Source organism: Sphaerisporangium dianthi, assembly GCF_042654065.1.
GTDB classification, from domain to species: domain Bacteria; phylum Actinomycetota; class Actinomycetes; order Streptosporangiales; family Streptosporangiaceae; genus Sphaerisporangium; species Sphaerisporangium dianthi.
In genome coordinates this window covers 81767-106580 of the sequence record NZ_JBHSFP010000025.1, presented here as the reverse complement: position 1 = coordinate 106580, position 24814 = coordinate 81767, and the positions used below count along the sequence as shown (strand labels likewise).

Here is a 24814-nt window from a genome sequence, read left to right as displayed (position 1 = left end):
CCCGGAGGGAGTGCCATGGATGGGCCGTCAAGGAGGCGGCAAGTCGCCCGCAAGCCCGCCTTCCTAACCTGGCGGCACCTCTCCCACAGATCGTCAAGGAGCTCAACGTGTCCGACACCGCCTGGATCGTGCTCGGCCTCGGGCTGGCCGCCCTCGTCTTCGGCGGCGTCGGCACCGGCCTGCTGGTGTCGGAGCGCGAGTTCCGGCGCATCGCGCACCGCGTCCCAGGCCAGGTGGTACGGCTGCGTCCGAGCCGCGGCGAGGACGGGACGACCTACTATCCGACCCTGAGGTTCATGACGGTCAACGGGCAGGCCGTCGAGGCCGAGACCCGCTTCGCGTCCAACCCACCGGTCGCCCCGGTCGGAGGCGGCGTCATGGTGCTCTACGACCCCGCCGGGCCGACCCGCGTACGCGTGGACAGCTTCTGGGGCGGCGGCACCGTCATCGGGGTGGTCTTCGCCGGCGTCGGCGCTATCTTGCTTGCGGTGACGATCGGCATGGTCGCCTTCAGCGGCTGAGAATCCGCCCTCTCGGGCGCTACGTTCGTGTCATGGGCGTGGAACTGGTGTACGAGACGCACTCGATCACCGTGGACAACGAGACGGGCATCGCCACCGGATGGCTGCCGGGTGAGTTGTCCCGGCAGGGCCGCGTCCTCGCGCGACAGCTCGGCCTGCGCCGCCGCGACGACGGTCTGTCGGCCGTCTTCAGTTCCGACCTGCGCCGCGCGATGGAGACCGCCGAGCTGGCGTTCTCGCACGCCGCCGTCCCCCTCTTCCAGGACGCCAGGCTCCGCGAGTGCGACTACGGCGAGCTCAACGGCCGCCCCGTCCGCGAGCTCCAGCCGCTCAGGTCACGGCACATCACCGAGCCCTGGCCCGGCGGTCAGAGCTACCTGGACGTCGTCGAGCAGACCCGTTCCTTCCTCCACGACCTCGTCCGCGACTGGAACGGCGCTCGCCTGCTGGTCATCGCCCACTCCGCCAACCGCTGGGCTCTTGACCACCTCTTCCACGGCCGGCCCCTGGAAGACCTCGTCGACGCACCCTTCGACTGGAGACCGGGCTGGACCTACCACATCCCTGACCACTTCGGTGGCCGGGGCCGGGAGGATCTCCCGGGCGGGTGCGGGTAGTAGCGTCTGCTCATGCGACTCGGCGTTCTCGACATCGGCTCCAACACGGTCCACCTGCTCGTGGTGGACGCCCACAGGGGTGCGCAGCCGCTGCCGGCCTTCTCGCACAAGGTCGAACTGCGGCTCGCCGAACACCTGCACAACGGCGACACCCTTTCCTCCGAGGGCGAGCGCGAACTGCGGCGCTTCGTGGAGGAGTCACTGCGCATCGCCGAGGACAAGGGGGTGGAGGACATCATGGCCTTCGCCACCTCGGCCGTCCGCGAGGCCGTCAACGGCGAGGAGGTCCTGGCCCGCCTGCGCACCGCGACCGAGGTCGACGTCCGGGTGCTGTCCGGGCAGGACGAGGCCCGGCTGACCTTCCTGGCGGTGCGTCGATGGTTCGGCTGGTCGTCCGGGCGGCTACTCGTGCTGGACATCGGCGGCGGCTCCCTGGAGATCGCCTCCGGCATGGAGGAGGAGCCCGACGTGACGGTCTCGCTGCCCCTCGGCGCCGGGCGCATGACGCGCCAGTGGTTCACCGGAGACCCGCCCGCCGCCGAGGAGGTGCGCGGCATGCGCAAGCAGGTGCGCGCGCAGATCGGCAGGGTCGTCGGCGACGTGGTGAAGTACGGCCGCGCCGACCACGCGGTCGCCACGTCCAAGACCTTCAAGCAACTCGCCCGCATCGCCGGCGCGGCGCCCTCCAGCGAGGGCGCCTACGTCAAGCGGGTGCTGCGGCAGCAGGACGTGTCACACTGGACCGGGCGGCTGGCCAAGATGGACAACGCGCAGCGGGCCGGCCTGCCGGGCGTCTCCGCCGGGCGCGCCCCCCAACTGCTCGCCGGGGCCATCGTGGCCGAGGCGACGATGGACCTGTTCGAGGTCCCCGAGGTCGAGATCTGCCCGTGGGCCCTGCGCGAAGGCGTGATCCTGCGCCGCCTGGACGCCATGCCCGGCGCCTGAGACGAGGAGACGATCGATGGCCGGACGCCCGCACGGCAAGATCGCCCTGTCAACGGCCGCCACCTCGCCGGCGGCCCCTCGGGGACCGGGCTCCTGCCACCTCAGATGAGCCGCCTTCCCGTCCTGGGCCCTCGGAGCGCGTGGGGGAGGGGCGCGAGCGTGCGGCGGAGGCGGGAGAATCGGTGGATCGGTGGGTCCGCCTGAGTCGGGGGACGTGTGACCGTGCTCCGTGCGGGCACGTGTCCACCGCGAAGGCACAAGAGGAGGAACGGCGATGATGGCGTTCATCGGAGCCGCCTGCACCTTGCTGGCCGTTCTGATGCTCATGGGGCTCGCGCTGATCCTGATCGCGGTCATGGGCCTGATCTCGCTGGCTCTGCTGGCCTCGACCACCAGCCCGGAACCTGAGCTCGGCGCGGACGGACGCCCGGTGTCCCGGCCGGCGCCCGGGGGCCTGGCGCCGGCCCGCGCGGCGGAGGGGGCGTCCGACGCCCGGGCGGGAGAGCAAGAGGCGTCCGAGACGCCGGTGCGGGACGCCGCGCGAAAGCCGGCGAGGCGAGATCGTGTGCCCGGGACGCCGGACGTGGCGCGGTCCGCGTCCGAGGCGCCGCTGCTCGATGGCCGGCCCGGGGCGCGCGCACGGGAAGCCGCGCCGCCGGAGGCGGGGGAGAGCAGGGTGCCGCCGTGGCCCTTCGCAGGGCCGCGATCAGGCTGGGTTCCGCATGGAGTGGCGTACGCCCGGGACGCATGGCTTTATCCGCTTCGACGGTACGGCGAAACTGCCCAAAAGCTGATAGGACGGTAGTCGCCCGAGATCGCCAGGAGGATCGCTATGCGGACAAAACCCCCATTCCGCGCCGACCATGTCGGCAGCCTGCTTCGTCCCCCCGCACTGCTGGAGGCGCGTGAGGCGTTCGCCGCCGGGACCATCCCCGCCGAGCGGCTGCGCGAGGTGGAAGACGAGGCGATCCGCGAGGTCGTGCGGGCCCAGGAGGAGGTGGGCCTGCGCTCGGCGACCGACGGCGAGTTCCGCCGCGCGTCCTGGCACATGGACTTCATCTACCGCCTGGGCGGCATCGGCCAGGCCTCCGACGAACGCATCAACGTCCAGTTCCGCAACGAGCAGGGCGTCATCGAGTTCGCCCCCGCCGCGCTGCGCGTGCACGACCGGGTGAGCCTTCGCGAGACCATCTTCGGCGACGACTTCGCCTTCCTGCGCGACCAGGTGACCACGGCCGTCCCCAAGCTCACCATCCCCTCGCCGAACATGGTCCACTACCGGGGCGGCCCGGCCGCCCTCGACCCGGACGTCTACTCCGACATGGAGCCGTTCTGGACCGACCTCAGCGCCGCCTACGCCGAGGAGGTCCGCCGCCTGGCCGAGCTCGGATGCACCTACCTGCAGTTCGACGACACGAGCCTCGCCTACCTCAACGACCCCTCCCAGCGCGCCGAGATCGCCGAACGCGGGGACGACGCCGAGCACCTGCACCTGAGGTACATCAAGCAGATCAACGACGCGCTCGCGGACAAGCCCGACGGGTTGTCGGTCACCACGCACATGTGCCGGGGCAACTTCCGCTCCTCGTGGGTGGCCGCGGGAGGCTACGACTTCGTGGCCGAGGCCCTGTTCGGCGAACTGGCCGTGGACGGCTTCTTCCTGGAGTTCGACGACGAGCGCTCCGGAGGGTTCGAGCCTCTGCGGTTCGTGCCCAAGGGCAAGGCGGTCGTCCTCGGACTGGTCACCACCAAGCGCGGCGCCCTCGAGTCCAAGGACGAGCTGAAGCGACGGGTCGACGAGGCCGCCAAGTACGTCGACCTCGACCAGCTCTGCCTGTCGCCCCAGTGCGGGTTCTCCTCCACCGTCGAGGGCAACTCCCTCACCAGGGAGGAGCAGTTCGCCAAGCTCCGCCTGATCGTCGAGACCGCCGAGGAGATCTGGGGCGCCTGACCCGCGGGCGGCCCGCGAGCGCGGACGGCCGGCGCCCCGTGAGGGGCGCCGGCCCTCCGGCGGGGCGCGCGTTCACGGCGCCGGCCCGCGGATGGCCGTCGTCAGCGGGGCGGGGCCGCCTCGACGCGGTGCTCCGCCAGGTGGGCCAGCACGGCCTGGTTGGCCTCCCAGCCGTCGGGGAACTTCACCGGCACGTTGAGCTGCACCGTCTCGGCGGAGGGATGGGCGTCCAGCAGTTCGGGGATCCCGGCGCGGGCCACGACGACGCACGCGTGCCGGTGCCGCGAGGCCAGCACGCACAGCCGCCCCGACTCCAGGTGGAAGGCGGTGGCGTCCCTGCGTCCCGACAGCGGGTGCAGCACGATCGTGACGTCGTACTCCCTGCCCTGCAGCCGGTTGGCGGTGTCGACGGTGACGCCCTCGGGGACGCCCGCGGCCTGGATCGCCGCCACCTGGTCGCGGTGCGCCGCGCCGACCGCCACCCGGCCGGCGGTCACCGGCCGCTCGCCGCGTTCGGAGGAGGCGACGGGGGCCCGCTGCAGCAGCCGGGTGGCCAGCGCCGCCACGGCCTGGACGGCCTCGGCGTCGGTGCGCACTGTGTGCCTGCTCGGCAGCTCGTACAGTGCCCAGCCCGACCGCGCGGCCTCCTCCAGGGCAAGGTCGTAGGAGGTGCGCATGCCGTCCGCGGTGAACGACAGCCGCCGCTCGCCGGGCGCGGTGCCCGCCCGGAAGCCGGTGAACGGGTAGAACGCCTCCGACACCACCGGCGCCGCCGAGGCGGGCAGCCGCCACGACACCGGCAGGCGGTGCACGGGAAGGTCGGGGTTGTGCCGCGTCAGCACCGCCACCGCGCTCTGCAGCGGATCCCACGACAGGCCCGCCCAGCGGTCGCCGTCCACGATCGAGAACGGGTCCAGCTGCCCGGGGTCGCCGACGAACAGCGCCCGCTCGAACAGCCCGGCGACGCGAAGCAGCTTGTCCGAGCGCATCTGGTAGGCCTCGTCGACGATGGCCCACGGCCAGGTGCGCCCGCCCGCCCAGGCCCACTTGTCGGCCGTCGCGACCACGATCGCCGGGTCGCCGAGGTCGGGCAGCTTGGTGCCGATGGCGGCCTTGCCGACGATGCGCTGCGGGACGGAGTAGTCGGCGGCCGACAGCCGGCCGACGGGCACGCCGGGGTGCTCGTCGGCCAGCCGGACGATCAGGTCGTCCACCTGCTCGTTGGTCTGCGCGACGATCATCAGCGGCTCGCCGGTCGCCGCCAGATGGCCGGCCGCGCGCACGACCAGGGTCGACTTGCCCGCGCCCGGCGGGGAGTCGACGACCACCCCGCGGTTGCGGGGCAGATCGGCGAGGACCGCCTCCACCACGCCCTCCGCCTCCACCGCCGGCGAGGGCGCCTTCGCCGCCGGGCCGCCGGCGGGACCGCCGGGATCCGCGTCGCCACGGCCCGTGACGCCGCGGGCCACGCCCGGGCTCATGACCATTCCTCGTCCGGCTCGTCCGGCTCGTCGGCCGCGGGCTCGTACTCGGGAGGCGGGCCGCCGTGCGTCCACGGGGTCTCCTCGGGAGGGGGCAGGGCGGCCGGCGGCTGGAACTCGTCGGTGAGCGCGGCGTAGCAGACCCGCTCGCCGGCGTCGGGCACGGCGCCGGGCGTCGCCGCCATGCCGCGCCCCATCCCCTTGACGATCTTCAACGTGACGTGCTCTCCCTCGATCGCGACCAGGTCGGCCTGCTGGCCGCGCCGCTCTGGAGTGCCGAGCCGCGTGCCGGGCGCCAGGCGCACCGGGTCGGTGGTGCGGACGGTGACCAGCGGCCGGAGCTTGCGCCCCCGTCCCTCGCCCTCGGTGCGGTCGGGTTCGGCGTGCACCACCGTGCCGGTGAACGCCTCGCCGGTCAGCCGGTACCCCGCCATGACGAGGGGGTCGTCGTAGGCGCGCTGGGCGTCGTAGGAGGACCGCGCGCGCTCCATGCGGGCCAGCCGGGAGGCGGCGCTCACCGCGCCGTCCCGCTTGGGCTGCGGCGGCGCGCCCTCGGCGAGCTGCGCGGCGAAGGAGGTGAACGCCGCCCGGTCGGCCTCCCAGCGGCCGGCGCAGCCCGGAGCGGGAGGCAGCGCGGCCAGCAGGCCGATGGCCCGCCACATCAGCCGCCAGGTCGGCTCAAGCTGGGAGCGCACCGCCTCGCGCACCCGGGCCTCGGTGTGCTCGCCGCGCGTCTCCTCGTGCGCGCGCATGGCGGGGGCCAGCACTTCGGCGTCGAAGCCCGGGTCGGTGGCGGGCCCGGCGGGCGGCCAGATCAGCGGGTCCTCGGCCTCCTTGGCCGCCGCCGCCCCGCTCATGCCGGGCGGCGGGTCGATCCAGCCGACCAGGGAGGCCAGGTTGGCGTCCTCCAGGGCGCTCTGCCCGGTGGCCCAGTGCAGCGACAGCGCCTCGGTGGCGGCCGGCAGCAGCGAAGAGCCGGGATAGCGTCCCCGCTGGGCGAGGAAGGTGAGCCACCGGCCGAGCACCGGCACCGACGGATGCACGGCGTAGGGCCCCTCGGCGCGGCGGAACCGGGTGGAGCGGCCGAGCAGCTGCACGAACGCCGCCGCCCCCCGGTTGGGGACGATGAGCTGCGGCGCGTCGACGCAGCGCTCGTAGGGCTCGGCGCCGCGCCGCTCGACCGTCTCGGTCGCCTTCTGCAGGCTCTCGATGTACGGCAGCAGGACCTCGGCCAGCTCGGCGGCGAAGGCGAAGCGCAGGTCGCGGTCGCGCGGCTGCGGCACGACCAGCAGTCGCGGATGGGCGGGGTCGGTGCCGGCCATCGCGGCCAGCGGCGCGGCCGCCTCGCCGGCCAGCCGCAGCGGGATGACGACCATGGGCCGCTCGGACAGGTGGAGGTGCCGCACGGTCGCCAGCCGCTGCGCCGTCCCGCTGCGCAGCGCGCGCGACCGCGCGAGGGCCGCGAGAGTGCTCACAGGGCGTCCGTCCGCGCCGTGCCCACCTGCGGGCATGGGCGTCTCGTGCGGATGCCGCCGATCGCCGGCGCGGCCGTCTCGTCCGCGACCACCGGCCCTTCGATCGTGCGGGCATGGCCAAGGGTGCTCACCGGAACCTCCGGAGCGGGCGGGTCAAGAGACCTCCGCGTAGATGCGGTCGGCGAGGCGGAGCAGGCGGGCGATCTCCTCCTGGCCCTCGCCCGGGATGAGCGTGCCGTCCGCCAGGCCGAGCGCCTCCGACACGGTGGCGACCCCGCCGAGGGCGTCGCGCACCTGCCGCCCGAGCAGGTCGGTGGACTCCCCGGCGGCCGCCTCGTCCCGGCAGAAGAAGCACAGGTCGCAGGTCGAAAGGCAGTCGGGCGCGTACCGGGCCTCCACCCCGCGCACCGCCTCGCGCAGTTCCTCGACCGGCCGGGCGGGCACGCCGTCGGCGTCGCGCGCCAGGTCGAAGGTCAGCCCTGGCGGCAGCGCGTCCACGATCGTCCCGACACGGGTCATGCGGGCGAGCTGGCGCCGCAGCACGGCGAGCTGCCTGCGCACGTCCACCAGCGTCGCGGTCGGCCGGTTGGCGAAGTTCTCCGGGCACACCAGCACCACGTCATGCGACACCCGGCCGGGATCGTGGCCGAGGTCCTCCATCATGTTCCTCAGCGCCAGCACGTACACCGCGGCCTGCCGGGCCGCCGCCGCGACCTTGTCGGGCTCGGCCTGGCCGTCGACGACCGCGAACGACTTGATCTCCACGATGTGGAAGCGGCCGCCGAGCTGGAACGCCACCACGTCGGGCTCGAGGTAGGCGCTCTGGCCGGCGATCTCCAGCCGCAGCAGCGGGTGGTCGAACAGGGTGCCGGCGTCGTCGCGGTCGCGCGCCGCCCGGTCGAGCAGGCCGCGGGTGTGGGAGTGCCGCACGTGCGCCGAAGGGTTGCCGCCGACGTCGCCGAGGTCGGCGTAGGCGGCCTGCTCGACCGGCAGGCCGAGAAGCTCGCGCAGCAGCCTCAGCAGCTCGGCGCATCCGCTCTCTTTGACCAGCGACTCGAAGACGTTGCCCCGGGTGATGGCGAAGGGCGACTGGCCGAACGGCGCGGGAAAGCCGAGATGGGTGGCGGTGGCGTCCTTGTCGATGCCCGCGGCGTCCAGTACGGCGCGCCGCGCGCACCCAGGGTTCGCCGCCAGGGCGGCGATGGCCCGCGCGTCGTGGGGACGCGGCGGCACAGGGCCGCGCAACCGGTCGAGTGGATCCACCTCACGCCTTCCTTTCACTCACGCTTTGGCCACCCGCAACGCGGCGCCCCCGAAGAGCCGCTCGGCGTCGGCGAGCCGCTGCCGGGCCCGGCCCGCGATCTCGGCGCGCGCCGCGGCGTCCGCGGCGGCGTGGACCGCCAGCTCGGCGCGGGCCGCCCGGGCGACGACCGCGGGGTCGGGCCCGTCGAAACCCTCGGAGAACGGATCGGCCGCCCCGGCGCCCGGCCGCGCCGTCAGGGCGTCCACCAGGGACAGGCCCGGCGCGCGCGGCCCGGCCTCCGCCGAGGCGCCGGGGATGTTGTGCGCCAGCCGCGCCAGCAGGCGCCGGGCGCCCGGCGGGGTGTGCTCGCCCGCCTCCGCCGCCCGCGCGACATGCTCGGCCACCCGGATCGCCGTGCTGAGGAAGTCCACGCGCGGGCTCAGCGGGCCGATCACCCGCCGCTCCAGCGGCCAGGTGCTGACCGCGAGCAGCCCCCGCGACGCCGACAGCCGGTCGGTCAGCGCGGCGCACAGGTAGTACGGCCGGGTGTAGGGCGCGACGCGGAAGGAGCGTTCCTCGTCCCGGCGCAGACTCGTGAGCTGGGAGCTTCTGAGTGAGCCCGCGCGCAGGGCGGTGTGCACGGCGACGATCACCCGGGCCGCGGCGGGCACGCCGAGCAAGGTGAGCGCCTGGTGGACCTGCTCGCGGATGGGCACCAGCGAGCCCGGCGCCCGCTCGTCGCTCGCGTGCTCGTCGCTCGCGGGTTCGCCGGCGGCGAGGGCCTGGTCCCAGGCCTGTTCCGCCCGCCGCAGCTCGCCGCGCAGCGACCGGGCCAGGACGCTCTCGCGGGCGCGCACGGCGCGCCGGATCTCCCGGCGCAGCGCGTCGATGCGCCGCTCGAGATCGTCCAGCCTTTCACTCACGCCCGGAGCGTACCAGTGGTTCCCAGGAGTTCCAGGGATTTCCAGCATGTCTCGCGTTCAGACCAGCGGAAGGCGGCGGACTCCCGTCATGGTCGGCGTCGGCATGAACTCCACCGGGTCGCCGGGATCGGTGCGCAGAACGGGGTGCCGGTCGAGCAGGACCTCCAGGGCGACCCGCCCCTCCAGCCTGGCCAGGGGGGCGCCCAGGCAGAAGTGGATGCCGCGGCCGAAGGCGAGATGCGGGTTCGGGTCGCGGCCCGGGTCGAAGACGCCGGGATCACGGAACTGCCGGGGGTCTCTGTTGGCCGATCCGACCCAGACCATGAGCAGTTGGTCCGCCGGTACCGTCACCCCGCCGAGTTCGGCCTCGCGGGTGGTGGACCGGGCGACGGCGGCGAACGGGGTGAGGAACCGCAGGGACTCCTCGATGGCGGCCGGGATCGAGGCGCGGCGGGCGCGCACCTCCTCCTGACGCTCGGGGAAGGCGTCCAGGCAGAGCACCGTGTTGCCGAGCAGCATCGTCGTGGTCACGTGCCCGGCCAGCAGGAGGATGATCGCGAAGGTGACCACCTGGTCGCCGGGAAGGCGTTCGCCGTCCACCTCCGCCTCGACCAGCTTGGTGAGCAGGTCGGCGCGCGGCCGCCGCCCGCGCTCCTCCGCGTGGCCGGCGAGGTACTCCGACATCTCCTTCCACGGTGTCAGCGTGGCCCGCATGTCCGCGCTCTGCTCCTCGACGGGCTTGGTGAGCGAGATCTTGGTGTCGCGCTGGAACAGCGCGTCGGCCCACCGTTTGAACAGGGCGCGGTCGCCGCTCGGCACGCCCAGCAGTTCGGCGATGACGATGACCGGCAGCGGGTAGGCCAGATCGGTCACGAGTTCCAGCCGGCCGCGCTCGCGCGCCGCGTCGAGCAGCTCACCGGTGAGGGAGGCGATCCGCGGCTCGAGGTCCGCGACGACCTTGCGGGTGAAGGCACTGCTGACCAATTTGCGCAGTTTGCCGTGCTCCGGCGGGTCCATCTGGGTGATGAGGCCCTCCGTCGGGAACTCATCGCTCTCCGGGATCAGGCCCTTGGGGATCAGGCGCATGGTGTCGGAGGAGTACGTCGCGGGGTCGCCGAGGATCTCCTGCGCCTCCGGGTGACCGTAGACGTTCCATATCGCGGTGTCGGCGTCGTACTCGACCGGCCGGTCCGGCCGCGCCCCGCGCAGCCAGAAGTGCCGCTCGGAGATGTCGTACCGCTCGATGATGTCCGTCATCGCCTCTCCCCAGGTCGTAGGCCGTCCGGTGGAGCGAGATCAGTTCTGTGAAGACCGGGGCACGACGTGTCGCGGCGGCCGGGACGCCCTCGTCGTACGGATCCTCCTTCCCTGATACCTCTTCCGGGCTCCTTTCGATCCTCGCGACCGAGGCGAATTCGCGGGCGCCACATTCGGGTGGCTCAGAGACGATCAGCCGAGAGGACGGAAGTAGGTGCCCGGGCGTTCGGCGCCGAGTACGCCGCCCACGCAGCGGTACACGCGCACACCCGCCTTGAAGGCCTCCGGGCTCGGCGGGAGCACGGAGACCAGCCATCGGCCGGCCGGGACCCTCCGGGCGGCGCCGTACCGGGAGCGCAGCAGCACCTGTGGCGAGCACAGCCTCTTGACCACCGGGTGCGCCTCCAGTTCCTGCATGTCGGAGGTGATCCCGTCGGCGGGCAGCGGCGCGATGGCGAAGGTCTCCCACGTGTGGGTGGCCTCGCACCCCCGCCGGTTGATCGACACGTCCCCGGTGATGACCACCATGCCGCCCCAGCACTCCGCCTTCTGCCCGCAGGCCGCCTTGGCGCCGATGACGGCGGCCGCCGGGCAGGAGGCGGTGGTCGTCGCGACCGGCCCGAAGACGCCGCCCGGAACGGCGGCCGGTGAGGCGGCGGTTGAGGTGGCCGGTGAGGCGGCGGGCGCGGACGCGGGGGCGCTCGCCGCGCGGCCCGGGTCGCTCGGGGCGGTGGTCGTCGTGCCAGGATCGCGGCCCTCCCAGACCATGATCGCGGCACCGGTGGTCAGCAGCAACGCGAACACGCCGGCCACCGCCACGTACAGCCCCGTCTGCCCGTGCGGCCTGGCCGCCGGCGGCGGCACGGTGGACGCCGGATCGGCCCTGCCACGCGACCCGGACGCCTGGACCCTCCCACCGGCCCCGGACACTCGCCCAGACCCCCCAGGCCCAGACCCACCCGGTCCAGACCCACCCGGTCCAGATCCACGCGGCCCAATGGACCCGCCTGCTCCGCCCGGTCCAGGCACACCCGGCCCACGCCCACCTGGCCCGCCTGCTCCGCCCGGCCCGGTCGTCTCGGCCCGCACACCGCCGCGCCCGCCGACACCGTTCCCGCCGGCCGGTCCGCCGCCCGCCCAGCCGCCCGCTCCGCCGGACCCGGTCCCGCGGCCCGGGCCGGTCGCCTCGAAGCGGCCACCTGGTCCGGTGGCCTCCGCCGCCCGGCCCGGCCCCGTCAGGTCGGCGTGCCCGCCGTGAACGGGCACGCCCGGCCCCGCCCCGGGACCGGCGTTCCCACCGCGGCCTCCCGGACCGGGCGACCCCGGCGTACCCGGCGAGAACGGGGCCGCGTGCGAGGAAGGCCCTTGGCCGGAGGAGGGGGAAGACCCGCGGCCGGTGGAGGCGGGATGGGGAAGCGAGGGCCCTGGGCGGGCGGGCCGGGAACCGGCGCCGCGCGACGGGAGCAGCGCGGCCGGCAGGGCCGAGAGCGCGTCGCGCAGGGCGACCGCCGACGGAATGCGCATGCGGGGGTCGGTCGCCATGCCGGCGCGCAGCACGGCGGTCAGCTCGGCCGGCACCCCGGGGATTTCGGGGATCGGCCGCCGGTGCATCGCCATGATCATCGCGATGTTGACCACGCCGCCCTCGGGGAAACGCGGCGGCCTGCCGCTCAGCAGGGCGTACAGGGTGGCCGCCAGCGAGTACACGTCGCCGGCCGGGCTCGGCGCGGCCAGCTCGAAGGCCTCCGGCGGTCCGAACGCCGGAGTGAGCGACTCGCGGGTCACCGACATGTCGCCGTCGGCGTGCGCGGCGGCGGCCAGCCCGAAGTCCGTCAGCGCCACCATGCCGTAGCCGTTGACCAGGATGTTGGCCGGCTTGACGTCGCGGTGCAGCACTCCGGCGGCGTGGGCGGCGGCGAGCGCGTCCCCGATGCGCACGCCGATGTCGCGCACCTCCGCCGGGCTCAGCGGGCCCTCGGCGCGCAGCCGGTCGGCGAGCGACCCGCCGGGGCACAGCTCCAGCACCATGTACGGACGCCCGTCGCCCAGAACCCCGGCGTCGTACACGTCCGCGACGTGCGGGTGCCCCGACAGGGCGCCGGCCGAGCTGACCTCGCGCATGAACCGTCGACGGTCCCGGTCGGAGAGCAGGACGCGGTTGTCGACCTTGAGGGCCACCTCGCGGCGCACGGCGAGCTGCCTGGCGCGATAGACCACGCCGAAACCGCCCTGCCCGAGGACTCCGAGCACCTCGTAGCCCGGCACCTCCGGTGCTCCAGGCTCGGCCACCTTCCACCTCCAGCAAGGTCAGAGAGCGGCACACTATCGGAACGATCCCCGCCAAATCCGCCAAGCGGCGCGGCTACCCGACGGACCTGGCGCCGCCCGCCGGCCGCGTGCCGCGGCTTCGGGACGACGGCCATGCCGATCACCGGTCACGCGCCCCGGCGAACGCCCGCGCGAGACGTTCCCGCCACCGGCCACGCGTCCCGGCGGGCGTTCGCGTAGACCGTTCCCGTCACCGGTCATGCGCCCACGCGGGCGTTCACGCGGAACGTTCCTGGCAGCGGTCATGAGCCCCGGCGAGCGTTCGCGCGGAACGTTTCCGCCACCTGCCACGCGTCCTCGGCGGGCGTTCACGCGGAACGTTCCTGGCAGCGGTATGTGACGGTGAAGTGCCCCTATGCTGTCTGGCATGGCGACCGTGGCGGGCACCGGCGGGCGAGATCCGGACCGCCGCAAGGCGCTTCTCGACGCGGCCGACCGGGTGATCCGCCGCGACGGCCCGCAGGTCTCGATGGCGGCCATCGCCGCCGAGGCGGGCATCACCAAGCCCATCCTCTACCGGCACTTCGGCGACAAGAGCGGCCTGTACCAGGCGCTGGCCGACCGCCACGTGCGCAGCGTCGTCAACATCCTGCGCCCGAAGTTCGCCGAGGCCGGCGCCGACCTGCGCGTTCGCGCCCGGGCCACCATCGAGGGCTACCTCGGGATGATCTCGGCCGACCTCAACCTCTACCGTTTCCTGTTCCACCGTGCCGGCGCCGAGGACAGCCGCACCCACTCCCACATGGCCGCCATCGTCCGCGGCCTCGGCGAGGAACTCGGCGCCGTCATCGCCGCCGGCGGCACGGTCGCCGACCCCGTACGCGCCCAGATCCTCGGCCACGCCTTCGTCGGCATGGTCCACACCACCGGCGACTGGTGGCTCGAACACCCCGAAGTCCCCCGCCCCCAGCTCGTCGACACCCTCACCGACGCCGTCCTCGCCACTCTTTCAGCCATGTAGTCGGAGTCGACGACAAGGTGAATCTTGCTGAACACCGTTGATGCCAGGGGCAGGGAGCGTTCACCTCCCTGCCACTGGTTCTACGGTATGGGCGGCTCGTTCTACGGTATGGGCGGCTCGGCCGTCAGCCTTGGCGGACGCAGTGGTAGCCCTGCCCCTCGGTGGCCCTCAAGCCCCAGCTGGTCTGCCAGTCGCATTTGGCGGCGATGTAGACGTCCTTATGCTTGATAATCTTCACTGGCTTGCCGTTGCGGTCCACGCTGGTGCTGTAGTACCTCCACTGCAGCAGACCGTCGACCCGGTGTTGATAACCGGTGAGGTGGCAATACCCAAGGGCGGATGTCTTGCATTCGCCGTCTACGGGTCTTACGTCTATGGTGAGAGCGGAGCGGGAGTTAGGCGGCCACTTGGCCTTGACGCTCCTGCATCTCTCTTCGGTCTCGCCGCTGATGGTCGCCGAGATCGACCCGCCCAACGACCTGGGCATTGCGATCTCGAAACCGACTTCAACCTCTGCGGAATAGCTCGAGTTCTGGAAGCAGGCGTGTGACTCGATCTGTAGTCGCGAGTTCTTCAGAACGTACTTCCCGAAGGCAGTGTTGTAATACTTGTTGGCTATTGGAACGAGGCGGGCGTAGTTATTCCACGGATCGATCCGCCAGAAGGTGGGCCCCAGGATGCTGCCGCCGGTCCAGTAGGAGCCGGCTACCACGTGCAGTTTCCATACCTTGGAGAAGCTGGGCGTATAGTAATCCATGAACTGCCCGTGATTGGAGCCCGATATCTGTCCCGCGCCCGCTCTTCCAGGAAGCACGTCGTCGGCGACCATGTCCGTGGCATCCTGCTCCAGATCCGGGACGTAGATTTCTCCCTCGAGATTGCCGCAGCGCTCGAACACGAACACGACGTCTTGGCTGCTGGCCTTCTGCTCTATGTGGTCGACTCCTTGCGTGTCTCTGGTGATCTGGTCCCAGGTGCGTTCGACGCTGGCCGTGGCCATGACGGTGCCGTCGGTCATATCTTTGACGATCAGGTCGCTCACTTGTACGGCGGAGTTCGCGCGACGCTTGTCCGCTGTGTCAAGACCTTGCTTCTCGTTCACCAGTCGCTGGTTGAGCAGAGACAGTATCGGAGTGGAAGGCGCGTGGGCGGCGCCCGCTGGAACCGCCCATACGTCGATTGACTCTCCTTCCAGTACCGAATCCTGGGTCGTATAGAAATCGTGGATCGCGTTCCCGTATCCGGCGGTGTCGCAGGGCTTTCCCGGCGATGGGGGGGAAGCGGGCGGAGTCAACGCACGGGGGACGACGGAAGTGACTTCCCACGCCCCTGCGCCTATCCGCGTCCGAGCCCGAACCCGAATGGTGTACGTCAGCCCGTTCGCCAGTCCATCTATGGATACTGTGGCACCGGGCGAGTCGGACGTTTGTTTCACCGTTCCGTCTGGGTTCAAAACCTCAACATCGAAGCCATCGACCATCGCCGAGCTGCCGTTGCTTTCCGGCCAGCCCCAGCTCGCTGTGGCGCCGGAATCTCCGGCCGCGGCGACGAGATTGAGGACTTTGCTGGGGGGCGTCGGCGGCAGGTATTTGATGACCAGGGAGATATTCTCGGGCGCGCCTGCGTCACCGAAGATAACGCGCTCGGCTGTGTCAGACGTGAGCAACAGCCAAGCGTACTCGGTGCCGGCGATGTCCGCCTGGGGTGCGGACACGGGCAATGAAAACGTTACGTCATCGACGTCACCCAGAAGATCGGGGCCCTTTGTCTCGCTCGTGACCTCGCTTTTCAAGGGGGCGGCCGTGACCGTTGTGGTTCCAGTGCAAGGACTGTCAGGACAAGTGGCGCTGCCGAGCTTGAGGATGGCTTCGGATATCGCGACTCCGTCAGGGAGCTGATCCAGCTTTATATTGAGGACGCTGACCAGCTTGTCGGTGCCCGAACCTCCCACCTGTACCGTGCCCGAGTCCGTCAGGGGACACGGCGCGTTATTGCATGCAGTGCTGTCGACCTTGGCGGTCTTGATGACGAAGTTGTCGCGTGTCAGCGTCACCTCATGCACCGTTTCCACCGGATCTGTGGCTTGCCCGGGGGTGGTGAACGAGACTACAGCGGATTTCGGTGTGCAAACGTCTTCGGCACACGCTTGCATCTGCCAGGTGTAGTCATGGCCCGGTTCCACCATGCCTTCGGGGATTCGGAGGGACGCTCTCGTGCCGCCTGCCGCGATGACTTCACCGAGGGGACTCGTGCCTACCGGGTTGCCAGCGCCGTCGGCGAGGTAGAACTTTGCTGTAACGGAGTCGCCGGAAGGGCGAGACACGATTCCCGACAATATCGGTCTGGTCTCGTCCGAGAGCCCCGTCTGCAGGTCGGACGGCGGGTACGGTGCGTCGGTGGTGATTCGGTAGTAGGGGGATTGGCTGCAGGTTGCGGGGGTTACCGCGTTGAGGCAGGCGGTCACCTTGAAGCGGTAGGTGTTGACGTTGCCGAGGTCGTAGGTCTTGGTGACGGGCTGGCCGGAGGGGATGGCTGTGTCGACGCTGGGGACGGGGCCGGTGAAGGTGGTCGAGATGGGGACTCCGGCGAGGGTCTTGATCTCGTCGCCGGTGAGGACGCGCTGGTATACGCGAAGGTCGTCGATCAGGCCCTTGGACTGGTCCTGCTGGAAGTCGCCGCTGTAGTAGGTGCCGTTGAGCTTCATCCGGCCGACCTGGAAGGCGCCGGTGGCGTTCCATCCGCTGGTGTGAGCGATTTCTCCGGCGAGTTGGCCACCGACGTAGAGGCGGAGCTTCTTGGCCGTGGCGTCGTAAACGCCGACCAGGTGGGTCCAGGTGCTCAGCGGGACGGTGCGGCGTGCGACAATCCGTTTGACGGTGGGATCGGCGGTGTTGGACGGCATGGCCATCTGCCAGCTTTGGATGCCCGAGGTTTCGTAGAAGCCGCGATAACCGAGGTAGAAGCCGCTGTTGATGCCGCCGTCCTGGCTGGCGAGGGTGAGGTCCTCCTCTTCGTCAGGGCGAATCCATCCGGCGACCGAGAACCCCGCGTTGGTGTTGATGAGCTTGGCCGGGGTGGCCGCGTAGGCGCCGGCGGCCGTGAAGCTCAGGGCTTTGCCGGTCTTGCCTGTCGCCCAGCCGGCGTTGCTCTTCAAGGTGAGGGCCGGGCCGGCCGCGACGGAGTTGGCCGCCGTCGTGCCGGTGCCCTCGTCGAAGTTCCACCGTGCGGCTCCGTCGGTGACGGCAGGGGGCGCCGGGGGCGGCAGAGTCGAGTCGCTGACCTCCACCGTGTAGTCGAGCTTCTTGCCGTCGGGAGAGGTGGAGCTGTAGCCGACATGGACGTCCTTGCTGCGGATGATCGCGTGCTCGCCGTCCACCGAATCGACCGACTGGGCGGTGACCGTCGGGATCTCCGGCGGCAACAGGTAGGTGACGCTCAGCTTGGGCGGGTAGGCGCCGGCGCCGGTCGCCTCGGAGGAGTGGAAGGCCGCCTCCATGCCGCAGTTACAGCCGACGCTTTCAGGGTTGCCGCGCACCTGGATCCCGTAGTTGGGCAGTCCCGCGGCCCAGGCGGCCACGATGTCGGTGGCATTCCAGGTGAAGGTCCACGGAATGAGACCGTCGGTGGGACAGGTCTGGCTGTCACCGATCCAGTTGTTGGTGGGCTGGTCACTCCAGGAGACCGAATCGTTCCAGTCCGACGTTATTCGCGTGGCATAGTACGAGCCTGGGCCGTACCACTTGCAGCCAACGGTGGAGTCGGCCTTCATCGAGAGCTGGGCGCCGGTGATCGTCTTGCCCACGATGGTGGCGGCGTTGAACTTCACCAAGGCGCGACTGTACCGGCAGGTGAAAGTAGACCCGTTATTGCTGGAGCAGGACGTGCCGACGTTCATACGCTGTGCGGAGGAAGATGTGTCGGCCGTCGAGTTCGCGACCAGCTTGTCCGTCAGGACTGTCAGGGTCGTCGTCGGGTCCACGGTGACGGGGTAGCGGGTGGCGGGGTCGGCCAGGAACGCGGGGTCGGGCTTCAGGACCAGCGTCTGGCGTCCATTGTCGGACTCCACCCGCGTGTCTATCTTCCCCTGCCGTAGCGGGGTCGCGGTCCGGTCCTGCTTCTCGGCGTTCGTGGGGCCGGCGTCGAACATCACCGGCTTGGGAGCCGACGCGATGGTCTTGCCCGCGGCGTCCTTGAGCGCGAGACCGTCGATCTTGTCCTTGCCGAACCGCAGCCCATCGGAGACGACGGGCATCCGGTATTCGACCGGCCCCGTAGGTCTTTCCCGCAGCACCACGTCATGACGGAAACCCGCCGGGAGAGCCGTGACGACCAGGTCCGCTCCCGCGCCTGCGGCGTCACGGTAGATGGCGACGTTGCCGGACACCTCGGGGTGAGGCAGTTGCCTCGTCCACGACAGGGCGAATCGACGGCCCTTGCCACCGTGCATGGACGCGAAGGGCCGGCTGCCACCGAGGGACAGCTCGATATCGGCCTTGGCCACCTTGGGCTTGAGGACCCCGCCCTTTTCGACAAGGGTCGTGTCGATCCACGCCCATGAACCGTCGGACTGTTCGACCTGCGCCGGCCCGGCATAGGACTCTGTCGTCAGGTGGCCGTCAGGGTTGGCCCAGGTGCGCGACGTCTCGGTGAACACCTCGTCGACCGGGACGGGCGTGCCCTTGTCCTTCGCCAGTTTCAGTGCGGCCCGTAGGGGGGCGTCCGGATCCTCGGGGCGGGGGAGGGTGGTCACGGTGGGTGTGACGGGCGCGGGTGAGGACGGGGAGGGGGCGGCCTGTGCGGGAAGGGAGTTCCCGGCCGTCAGCAAGGACGCCGTCAGCGCCGAGATGGTGACGAGCGTGAAGATGATCCGTGGTCGATGTCGTAATGGCGGGAGGGGAGAGCGGTTCGGTAAGGGATACCCCACCGGGACCTCCAATAGTAGAAACGGGCCGGGCGGGGCATTTCATGGGAACCCGGCTGATGATCACCGCAAGTATCGGCTTTACCGCTGTTGATCTTGTCGGGTAAAATGTCGCGATCTTGTGCCGAGGCGGCGGCCGTTCTTCTCAGGAGGCGGAACCTCGCGGGTGCGCTATGTGCCGCCGGCACAGTCAGGCCTGTGAACAGCGCCATCCTTGACCACTGAGCAACGCGGGGGTTGACGTGGAGATCCGTGTCCTTGGCCCTGTCGACCTTTGGCGCGATGAGCGCTCTATCGCGGTTGTCGGACAGAAACAGCGGACATTGCTGGCCCTTCTCGTCCTGCGGGCCGGGCAGGTGGTCTCTCATGACCGGCTGCTGTCCACCCTGTGGGGAACCAGGATTCCGGCCACGGGGCGCCGGCTCCTGCACAACCACCTATGGTCGCTCCGGCGCCTGCTGGCAGACGGCGACGCGTTGGGGAGCACGCCGACGGGCTACACGCTGCGTCTGCCGCCGGGCGCCACGGATCTGGACGTCTTCCGCGCTCAGACCGCGGCCGCTCGCGCGGCGCTGTCCGCGGGCGACTCCGACGAGGCCGCCGCACGATTACGCGCGGCGCTCTCGCTCTGGCGGGGGGCCGCGCTCGGTGGCACCGCCCCGGAACTACAGGAGACCGAGGGCCCCGCGCTGGAAGAACTGCGGGTGGCGGCGCTCGTCGACCGGATCGAACTCGACCTGTCCCAGAGACGCCATTCGGAGCTGGTGGGCGAGCTGCGCTCGTTGATCAGAGAAAATCCGTCGAACGAGAGGCTGCGCGGTCAGCTGATGCGGGCACTTCATCATGAGGGCCGCACGGCGGAGGCATTGGAGGAATTCCAGGCCGGCCGCCGGTACCTCCGCGAGGAACTAGGGCTTGACCCGGGCGAGGGACTGGTCGGCGTCCACCGGATGATTCTCGCGGGAGAAGCCCCTTCCAGCCCGGCTGCGGCCCCGCCTCCGCCGGTCACCCCGGCCACCCCGGTTCCCCACCAGTTGCCCCCCGCGGTGACGCGCTTCACCGGTCGCGCGGAGCCGTTGCGCGAGCTGGACAGGGTTCTGCTGTCCGACGGGACCGCGACGGCGGTCGTGGTGTCCGCCATCGCCGGCACCGCCGGAGTCGGCAAGACCGCCCTGGCCGTGCACTGGGGATATCGCACGGCTGAGCGGTTCCCGGACGGCCAGCTCTACATCAACCTGCACGGTTACTCCCCGGGACGCATGACCCCCGTACCGCAGGCGCTGAACCGGCTGCTGCGCGGGCTGGGCGTGGACGAGGAGCACATCCCGCACGATCTGGACGAACGAGCGGCGCTCTACAGGTCGCTGCTGGCCGGGAGGCGGATGCTCATCGTCCTGGACAACGCCGCCGCCGCGGAGCAGATCAGACCTCTCCTGCCAGGCTCGTCGGCCTCACGGGTCGTCATCACCAGCCGTGACGCCTTGCGCAGCCTGTCGGTCACCCATGACGTGCACAACATCGCGCTCGATGTGCTGACGGCGGACGAGGCGATCACGCTACTGAAAAGTCTGCTGGCGGACGGCGGGGAGGTCGATGACACGGACACCATCGCCGAGCTCGCCGGACTCTGCGGCTATCTGCCGCTCGCGTTGCGCCTGGCGGGGGCACAACTCGCGGGTGGGCCGGCCGCTCAGGTCGCGGACTTCGTCGGGAAACTCAGGAGGGAGAACCGGCTGACCGTTCTTGACCTGGCCGAGGATCCCGCCGTCGGAGTCCGCTCTGCGCTCGAGCTCTCCTACCGTACCCTCGCCGACCCGGTGCAGCGGGTGTTCCGGCTGTTCAGCGTGCATCCGGGGCCGTCCGTCGGCCTGGACGCGGCATCCGCGCTCGTGGGCATGCAGGTCGAGAGCACGGCTCAGGCGGTCGCGATCCTGGTCGGTGCGCACCTGTTGCAGGAGAACGAGGAACGGCGACTGTCGATGCACGATCTCGTCCGTGTCTACGCCGAGGAAAAGTGCATCGCCGACGAGACCGTGCATGGCCGCGACGACGCGCTGACGAGGGTGCTCGATTGGTATCGGTATGCGGCTCTGAAGGCCATGTATCGGATGGCTCCGTCGGACGTCACATATCTGGACATCTCCCCGGTGGCCGGGACTCCGGCCTTTTCCGGATTCGATGAGGCGATGGCCTGGCTGGACCGGGAGCATCCGGTTCTGGTCAGGATGATCGCCCATGCGGCGGGCGAAGGACGCCATGTCCACGCCTGGCAGATCTTCAGCAGGATCTCGTGGTTTCTCTACGCCAGGAACCATCTGGAGGATCTGCTCATGACGGGTGAGACCGCCCTGTCCTCCGCCCGCCTGGCCGGTCATCGGCACGGGGAGGCGGAGATCCTCAGTGACCTGGGCTATGCCCAATTGTTCCTGGGCAGATATGCCGAGCATCTCGAGTACCAGCGCGCGGCACTGGAGATCCGGCGAGCCTCCCATGACCGGGTCGGCGAGGCGAAGGCGCTCAGGCACCTCGCCTACGCCCTGTACCTGGCCGGACGGCCCGCCGAAGCGATCGATGTCGGTGAGCAGGGCCTGGCACTGTGTCGCGAGCTCGGTGAGCGTTCGGAGGAATACTCGGTGCTGGACGTGCTGGCGTTCTGTTTCACCACCGTTGGCAGATTCGAAGAGGCATCGGAAATCCTGCAGGAGTCCCTGATCTTCTGGCGCGAGGTCGGCCGGCATTACGATCAGGCCTACGCCTTTGTGCGGTTAGGACAAGTCCGCACGGAACTGGACGAATTCGAGGGCGCGATGGACTGCTTCCAGCAGGCGCTCCTCATGGGGCGCAAACAGGGTAACCAGCGCCTTGAGGTCGATGCGCTCAACGCCATGGCCATCGTCCTGCGCCGCCAGGAACGATACGACGGAGCCCTCGACGCCCACGAGGAGGCGCTGAGGCTCACCAGGAGTATGCGGAGCAGGCCCCTGGAGGGTGAGGCGCTCAACTCCTTCGCGGGCACTCTGCTGGCGATTGGGGACGCAGAGACCGCTCTTCGGCACTATCGGAACGCCCTGCGCTGTATCGGCGAGGAGAGCGACGTCTACCAATGGGCGCTGGCCCACGAGGGACTGGGCGACGCGCTGCATGCGCTGGGGTCCGCGGAGGAGGCCGCGGAGAAGTGGAGGACGGCCCTGGCCATATGGGAATCCGCCGGCGCACACCAGGCGGGAGGACTCGTCGCGCGCATGCGCGACTTGGGGCTGAGCTGACACACAGCGCGTGTGCGGCTTGACGCCCGGCACTTCGGCGGAGTGCCGGGCGCGTGTCCGGTGGCAGGTGGGTCAGTGGGAGCCGGAGAGTTCGATTCCCACATGGCCGCCATCGTCCGCGGTCTCGGCGAGGAACTCGGCGCGGTCATCGCCGCCGGCGGCACGGTCGCGGACCCCGTACGCGCCCAGATCCTCGGCCACGCCTTCGTCGGCATGGTCCACACCACCGGCGACTGGTGGCTCGAACACCCCGAGGTCGACAGGGCACAGGTGGCGGACACTCTCACCACCGCCGTCCTCGCCACCCTGACCGGCGCCTTCGGCGCGCCGCCCGCCGAACGCCCGGCGGCCGAAGACACCGCCATCCCCCGCCCCGCCGAATCGGCGATCACCGGCCGTTCCGGCTGAGACTTGATGGGCCGAGGCCAAATCGCCGCAAGACAGGTTGATCATCAGGTGACATGATTCCGTCGCGGATATGGCACGATCCGGATCGTGGAAATCATTCAAAGCGGACAGTTCGCGCCCGCCGCGGACGGATCGGCCGACTTCGTGGAGCACCTGAGCGTGCCCTCACTCAGCTTCGGCACCTACTCCATCCCGGCCGGGGCGAAAGACGATCAGTCACCGCACAACGAGGATGAGATCTACGTGGTGACCCAGGGGCGCGGCTCCTTCACCGCCGGCGGCCGCACGGTCGAGGTCGGCCCAGGCACGACCCTCTTCATCCCCGCCCGTCAGGAGCACCGCTTCCACGACGTCACGGAAGACCTCGTGACTCTGGTGTTCTTCGCCCCGGCGTACTCCGGGATCCCGCAGTCGTAACCTGCCCTGAATGAAGCCGTTCGCGTTGGACGAGGTGGATCGCTCCGCCCGTTGAATGTCAGACCGGACGGGCGCGCGGCGTCACCGGAGGCTGCGCTCCTGTGGCGTGGTGCGCGTGGTCGGGATGCCCGTCGCCAGGATGGCGGGACGAGAGGGCTGTTTCACCAACTTCGACGCGGAAGGGCCGCATCCGACCGGGGATCACACGGCTTGGCGCCCGGCACTCCGGTGGAGTGCCGGGCGCGTGCCCGGTGGCAGGTGGGTCAGCGGGAGCCGGAGAGTTCGATCTCGTGGACGCGGGGGTCGCCCTCGTCGGCGAAGTACTCCGAGGGGCGCGTGGCGTCCGGGCCGTCGGCCACCTTTGCCGCGCGGGCGATCAGCGTGCCGGCGACCGCGACGACGAGGTTGACGATGAGGGCCAGGAAGCCGGCGTAGACGGTCATCTTGGTGTCCAGGCCGAGCTTGGCCAGCGGGAAGGCCGAGCCGCCGAAGTGGGCGTGGTTGATGGCCGGGTTGGCGATGTTGTAGAGCATCACCATGCCCGCTGTCATGCCCGCCGCCCAGCCGGCGATCAGGCCGGCCCGGTGGAACCAGCGGGTGTACAGGCCGAGGGCCACCGAAGGCAGGGTCTGCAGGATGATGACGCCGCCGATGAGCTGCAGGTCGATGGAGAACTGGGGGTCGATCAGCAGGATGACGAGCACGGCGCCGATCTTCACGACCAGCGAGGCGATCTTGCTGACCGCCGCCTCCTGGGCGTCGGTGGCGTCCCGCTTGATGTACTCCTTGTAGATGTTGCGGGTGAACAGGTTCGCCGCGGCGATCGACATGATCGCGGCGGGGACGAGCGCGCCGATGCCGATGGCGGCGTAGGTCACGCCGGCGAACCAGTCGGGGAACATCTTGTCGAACAGCTGCGGCACGACCGTGTTGGCGTCGGCCTTGCCGTTGGCCGTGATCGGCTTGATGCCCGCCGCGATGGCCATGTAGCCGAGCAGCGCGATCAGGCCGAGCAGCAGGCTGTAGGCCGGGAGCGCGGACATGTTCCGCTTGATCACGCCGCGGTTGCGCGCCGCGAGGACGCCGGTGACGCTGTGCGGGTACAGGAACAGCGCCATGGCCGACCCGAACGCCAGGGTGACGTACTGCAGCTGGTTGTTGGCGTTGAGCAGGTAGCCGTCGCCCGGGGCCGGCGTCGTGTCGAACTTGGCCTTGGCGGCGTCGAAGATCGAGCCCCAGCCGCCCAGCTTGGCCGGGATGTAGATGATCGCGACCAGGATCACCAGGTAGATCAGGCCGTCCTTGACGAACGCGATGAGGGCGGGCGCGCGCAGCCCCGACTGGTAGGTGTAGGCGGCCAGGATCGCGAACGCGATGATCAGCGGCAGATCGCCGGTGATGCCCATCGTCTTCAGCACGGCCTCGATGCCGACCAGCTGCAGCGCGATGTAGGGCATCGTCGCCACCAGGCCGGTGATCGCGATCACCAGGGCGAGGGTGGGCGAGCCGAAGCGGGCGCGCACGAAGTCGGCGGGGGTCACCATGCCGTGCACGTGCGCGACCGACCACAGCCGGATCAGCACCAGGAACACCAGGGGATAGGTGACGATCGTGTACGGCAGCGCGAAGAATCCGGTGGCCCCGGCGCCGTACAGCAGCGCGGGCACGGCCACGAACGTGTAGGCCGTGTACAGGTCGCCGCCCACCAGGAACCAGGTGACCCACGAGCCGAACTTGCGCCCGCCAAGGCCCCACTCGTCCAGGCTGGCCAGGTTGTCGGGCCGGCGCCAGCGGGCCGCGACGAACCCCATGCCGCTCACGATGAGGAACAGGATCGCGAAGACGACGATCTCGGTGACGTGGCCGCTCATCGTCCGTTCCTCCTCTTGCCCGTCTGGTACACGATCGTCGTGGCGGTGACGCCGAGGATGATGAAGGCGAGCTGAAGCCAGTAGAACAAGGGGAAGCCGAACAGGCGCGGCTCGTCCGCGTTGTAAAGGGCGGGAATCAGCGGGATCACGATGGGCACGAGGAGCAGCCAGTTCCACGGGCTGCGATCGCCGCGGGCCGGGCGCTGATCGCTGGGTGGCGTGGTCAACG

The 24814-nt window shown here is 70.5% G+C and carries 19 protein-coding genes; 9 read left to right on the top strand and 10 right to left on the bottom strand.

All coding sequences use genetic code 11. The features are described from left to right. Nucleotides 1–107 precede the first annotated feature (107 nt). The 5 genes from ACFO60_RS28910 (at nucleotide 108) to ACFO60_RS28890 (ending at nucleotide 4034) form a co-directional block, all read left to right on the top strand. Nucleotides 108–521, top strand: coding sequence for a DUF3592 domain-containing protein (locus tag ACFO60_RS28910; protein WP_380846156.1), 414 nt, complete (start codon nucleotides 108–110; stop codon nucleotides 519–521). 32 nt (nucleotides 522–553) lie between these two features. Next, entirely contained in the window at nucleotides 554–1138 is a 585-nt protein-coding gene (locus ACFO60_RS28905) for a histidine phosphatase family protein (protein WP_380846153.1), read from the top strand. Between the two features lie 12 nt (nucleotides 1139–1150). Further along, nucleotides 1151–2083, top strand: coding sequence for a Ppx/GppA family phosphatase (locus ACFO60_RS28900; protein ID WP_380846150.1), 933 nt, complete (start codon nucleotides 1151–1153; stop codon nucleotides 2081–2083). 274 nt (nucleotides 2084–2357) lie between these two features. Next, nucleotides 2358–2888: a hypothetical protein gene (locus ACFO60_RS28895; RefSeq protein ID WP_380846147.1), complete on the top strand. Its 531-nt coding sequence runs from the start codon at nucleotides 2358–2360 to the stop codon at nucleotides 2886–2888. A gap of 27 nt (nucleotides 2889–2915) precedes the next feature. Next, on the top strand, nucleotides 2916–4034 hold the full coding sequence (locus tag ACFO60_RS28890) for a 5-methyltetrahydropteroyltriglutamate--homocysteine S-methyltransferase (protein WP_380846144.1): 1119 nt from the start codon (nucleotides 2916–2918) through the stop codon (nucleotides 4032–4034). A 101-nt stretch (nucleotides 4035–4135) separates the two neighbouring features. On the opposite strand, the gene ACFO60_RS28885 is transcribed toward ACFO60_RS28890, so the two are convergent. From ACFO60_RS28885 to ACFO60_RS28855, 7 genes are all read right to left on the bottom strand, one after another. Then, nucleotides 4136–5515, bottom strand: coding sequence for an AAA family ATPase (locus tag ACFO60_RS28885; RefSeq protein ID WP_380846141.1), 1380 nt, complete (start codon nucleotides 5513–5515; stop codon nucleotides 4136–4138). Next, complete coding sequence (locus ACFO60_RS28880; protein ID WP_380846138.1) at nucleotides 5512–6990, bottom strand: hypothetical protein; 1479 nt, start codon at nucleotides 6988–6990, stop codon at nucleotides 5512–5514. Before ACFO60_RS28880 ends, ACFO60_RS28885 begins: the two co-directional genes overlap by 4 nt. Beyond that, a complete protein-coding gene (locus tag ACFO60_RS28875) occupies nucleotides 6987–7121 on the bottom strand; it encodes a hypothetical protein (protein WP_380846135.1) in 135 nt (44 codons plus the stop codon). Before ACFO60_RS28875 ends, ACFO60_RS28880 begins: the two co-directional genes overlap by 4 nt. A gap of 22 nt (nucleotides 7122–7143) precedes the next feature. After that, on the bottom strand, nucleotides 7144–8253 hold the full coding sequence (locus tag ACFO60_RS28870) for a hypothetical protein (RefSeq protein WP_380846132.1): 1110 nt from the start codon (nucleotides 8251–8253) through the stop codon (nucleotides 7144–7146). 18 nt (nucleotides 8254–8271) lie between these two features. Further along, entirely contained in the window at nucleotides 8272–9156 is an 885-nt protein-coding gene (locus tag ACFO60_RS28865; protein ID WP_380846129.1) for a hypothetical protein, read from the bottom strand. A gap of 57 nt (nucleotides 9157–9213) precedes the next feature. Next, nucleotides 9214–10413: a cytochrome P450 gene (locus ACFO60_RS28860; protein WP_380846126.1), complete on the bottom strand. Its 1200-nt coding sequence runs from the start codon at nucleotides 10411–10413 to the stop codon at nucleotides 9214–9216. A 192-nt stretch (nucleotides 10414–10605) separates the two neighbouring features. Continuing rightward, nucleotides 10606–12702 carry a serine/threonine-protein kinase gene (locus tag ACFO60_RS28855; RefSeq protein WP_380846123.1) on the bottom strand — a complete coding sequence of 699 codons (2097 nt, stop codon included), beginning with the start codon at nucleotides 12700–12702 and terminating at the stop codon, nucleotides 10606–10608. A gap of 406 nt (nucleotides 12703–13108) precedes the next feature. Between ACFO60_RS28855 and ACFO60_RS28850 the strand changes: the two genes are divergently transcribed. After that, nucleotides 13109–13702, top strand: coding sequence for a TetR family transcriptional regulator (locus tag ACFO60_RS28850; RefSeq protein ID WP_380846120.1), 594 nt, complete (start codon nucleotides 13109–13111; stop codon nucleotides 13700–13702). 124 nt (nucleotides 13703–13826) lie between these two features. Here ACFO60_RS28850 and ACFO60_RS28845 read toward each other — a convergent pair whose 3' ends face one another. Continuing rightward, nucleotides 13827–18452, bottom strand: a complete 4626-nt coding sequence (locus tag ACFO60_RS28845) for a LamG-like jellyroll fold domain-containing protein (protein ID WP_380846117.1) — start codon at nucleotides 18450–18452, stop codon at nucleotides 13827–13829. A gap of 413 nt (nucleotides 18453–18865) precedes the next feature. Here ACFO60_RS28845 and ACFO60_RS28840 point away from each other — a divergent pair, with 413 nt between their 5' ends. The 3 genes from ACFO60_RS28840 to ACFO60_RS28830 all read left to right on the top strand — a co-directional run bounded on the left by ACFO60_RS28840 (nucleotide 18866) and on the right by ACFO60_RS28830 (nucleotide 22714). Continuing rightward, nucleotides 18866–21889, top strand: a complete 3024-nt coding sequence (locus ACFO60_RS28840; protein WP_380846114.1) for an AfsR/SARP family transcriptional regulator — start codon at nucleotides 18866–18868, stop codon at nucleotides 21887–21889. A gap of 102 nt (nucleotides 21890–21991) precedes the next feature. Next, nucleotides 21992–22297, top strand: coding sequence for a hypothetical protein (locus ACFO60_RS28835; protein WP_380846111.1), 306 nt, complete (start codon nucleotides 21992–21994; stop codon nucleotides 22295–22297). 87 nt (nucleotides 22298–22384) lie between these two features. Then, complete coding sequence (locus ACFO60_RS28830; protein ID WP_380846108.1) at nucleotides 22385–22714, top strand: cupin domain-containing protein; 330 nt, start codon at nucleotides 22385–22387, stop codon at nucleotides 22712–22714. A gap of 263 nt (nucleotides 22715–22977) precedes the next feature. On the opposite strand, the gene mctP is transcribed toward ACFO60_RS28830, so the two are convergent. Together mctP and ACFO60_RS28820 are read right to left on the bottom strand one after the other, a co-directional pair. Then, on the bottom strand, nucleotides 22978–24585 hold the full coding sequence (mctP, locus tag ACFO60_RS28825; RefSeq protein ID WP_380846105.1) for a monocarboxylate uptake permease MctP: 1608 nt from the start codon (nucleotides 24583–24585) through the stop codon (nucleotides 22978–22980). Continuing rightward, nucleotides 24582–24812, bottom strand: coding sequence for a DUF3311 domain-containing protein (locus ACFO60_RS28820; RefSeq protein WP_380846102.1), 231 nt, complete (start codon nucleotides 24810–24812; stop codon nucleotides 24582–24584). The genes mctP and ACFO60_RS28820 overlap by 4 nt, the downstream gene beginning before the upstream one ends. Nucleotides 24813–24814: the final 2 nt, after the last annotated feature.

Coding starts and splice junctions, on each gene's coding strand:
- ACFO60_RS28885 (WP_380846141.1), bottom strand. CDS start 5,515: ATGAGCCCGGGCGTGGCCCGCGGCGTCACGGGCCGTGGCGACGCGGAT.
- ACFO60_RS28905 (WP_380846153.1), top strand. CDS start 554: ATGGGCGTGGAACTGGTGTACGAGACGCACTCGATCACCGTGGACAAC.
- ACFO60_RS28835 (WP_380846111.1), top strand. CDS start 21,992: ATGGCCGCCATCGTCCGCGGTCTCGGCGAGGAACTCGGCGCGGTCATC.
- ACFO60_RS28860 (WP_380846126.1), bottom strand. CDS start 10,413: ATGACGGACATCATCGAGCGGTACGACATCTCCGAGCGGCACTTCTGG.
- ACFO60_RS28890 (WP_380846144.1), top strand. CDS start 2,916: ATGCGGACAAAACCCCCATTCCGCGCCGACCATGTCGGCAGCCTGCTT.
- ACFO60_RS28850 (WP_380846120.1), top strand. CDS start 13,109: ATGGCGACCGTGGCGGGCACCGGCGGGCGAGATCCGGACCGCCGCAAG.
- ACFO60_RS28895 (WP_380846147.1), top strand. CDS start 2,358: ATGATGGCGTTCATCGGAGCCGCCTGCACCTTGCTGGCCGTTCTGATG.
- mctP (WP_380846105.1), bottom strand. CDS start 24,585: ATGAGCGGCCACGTCACCGAGATCGTCGTCTTCGCGATCCTGTTCCTC.
- ACFO60_RS28900 (WP_380846150.1), top strand. CDS start 1,151: ATGCGACTCGGCGTTCTCGACATCGGCTCCAACACGGTCCACCTGCTC.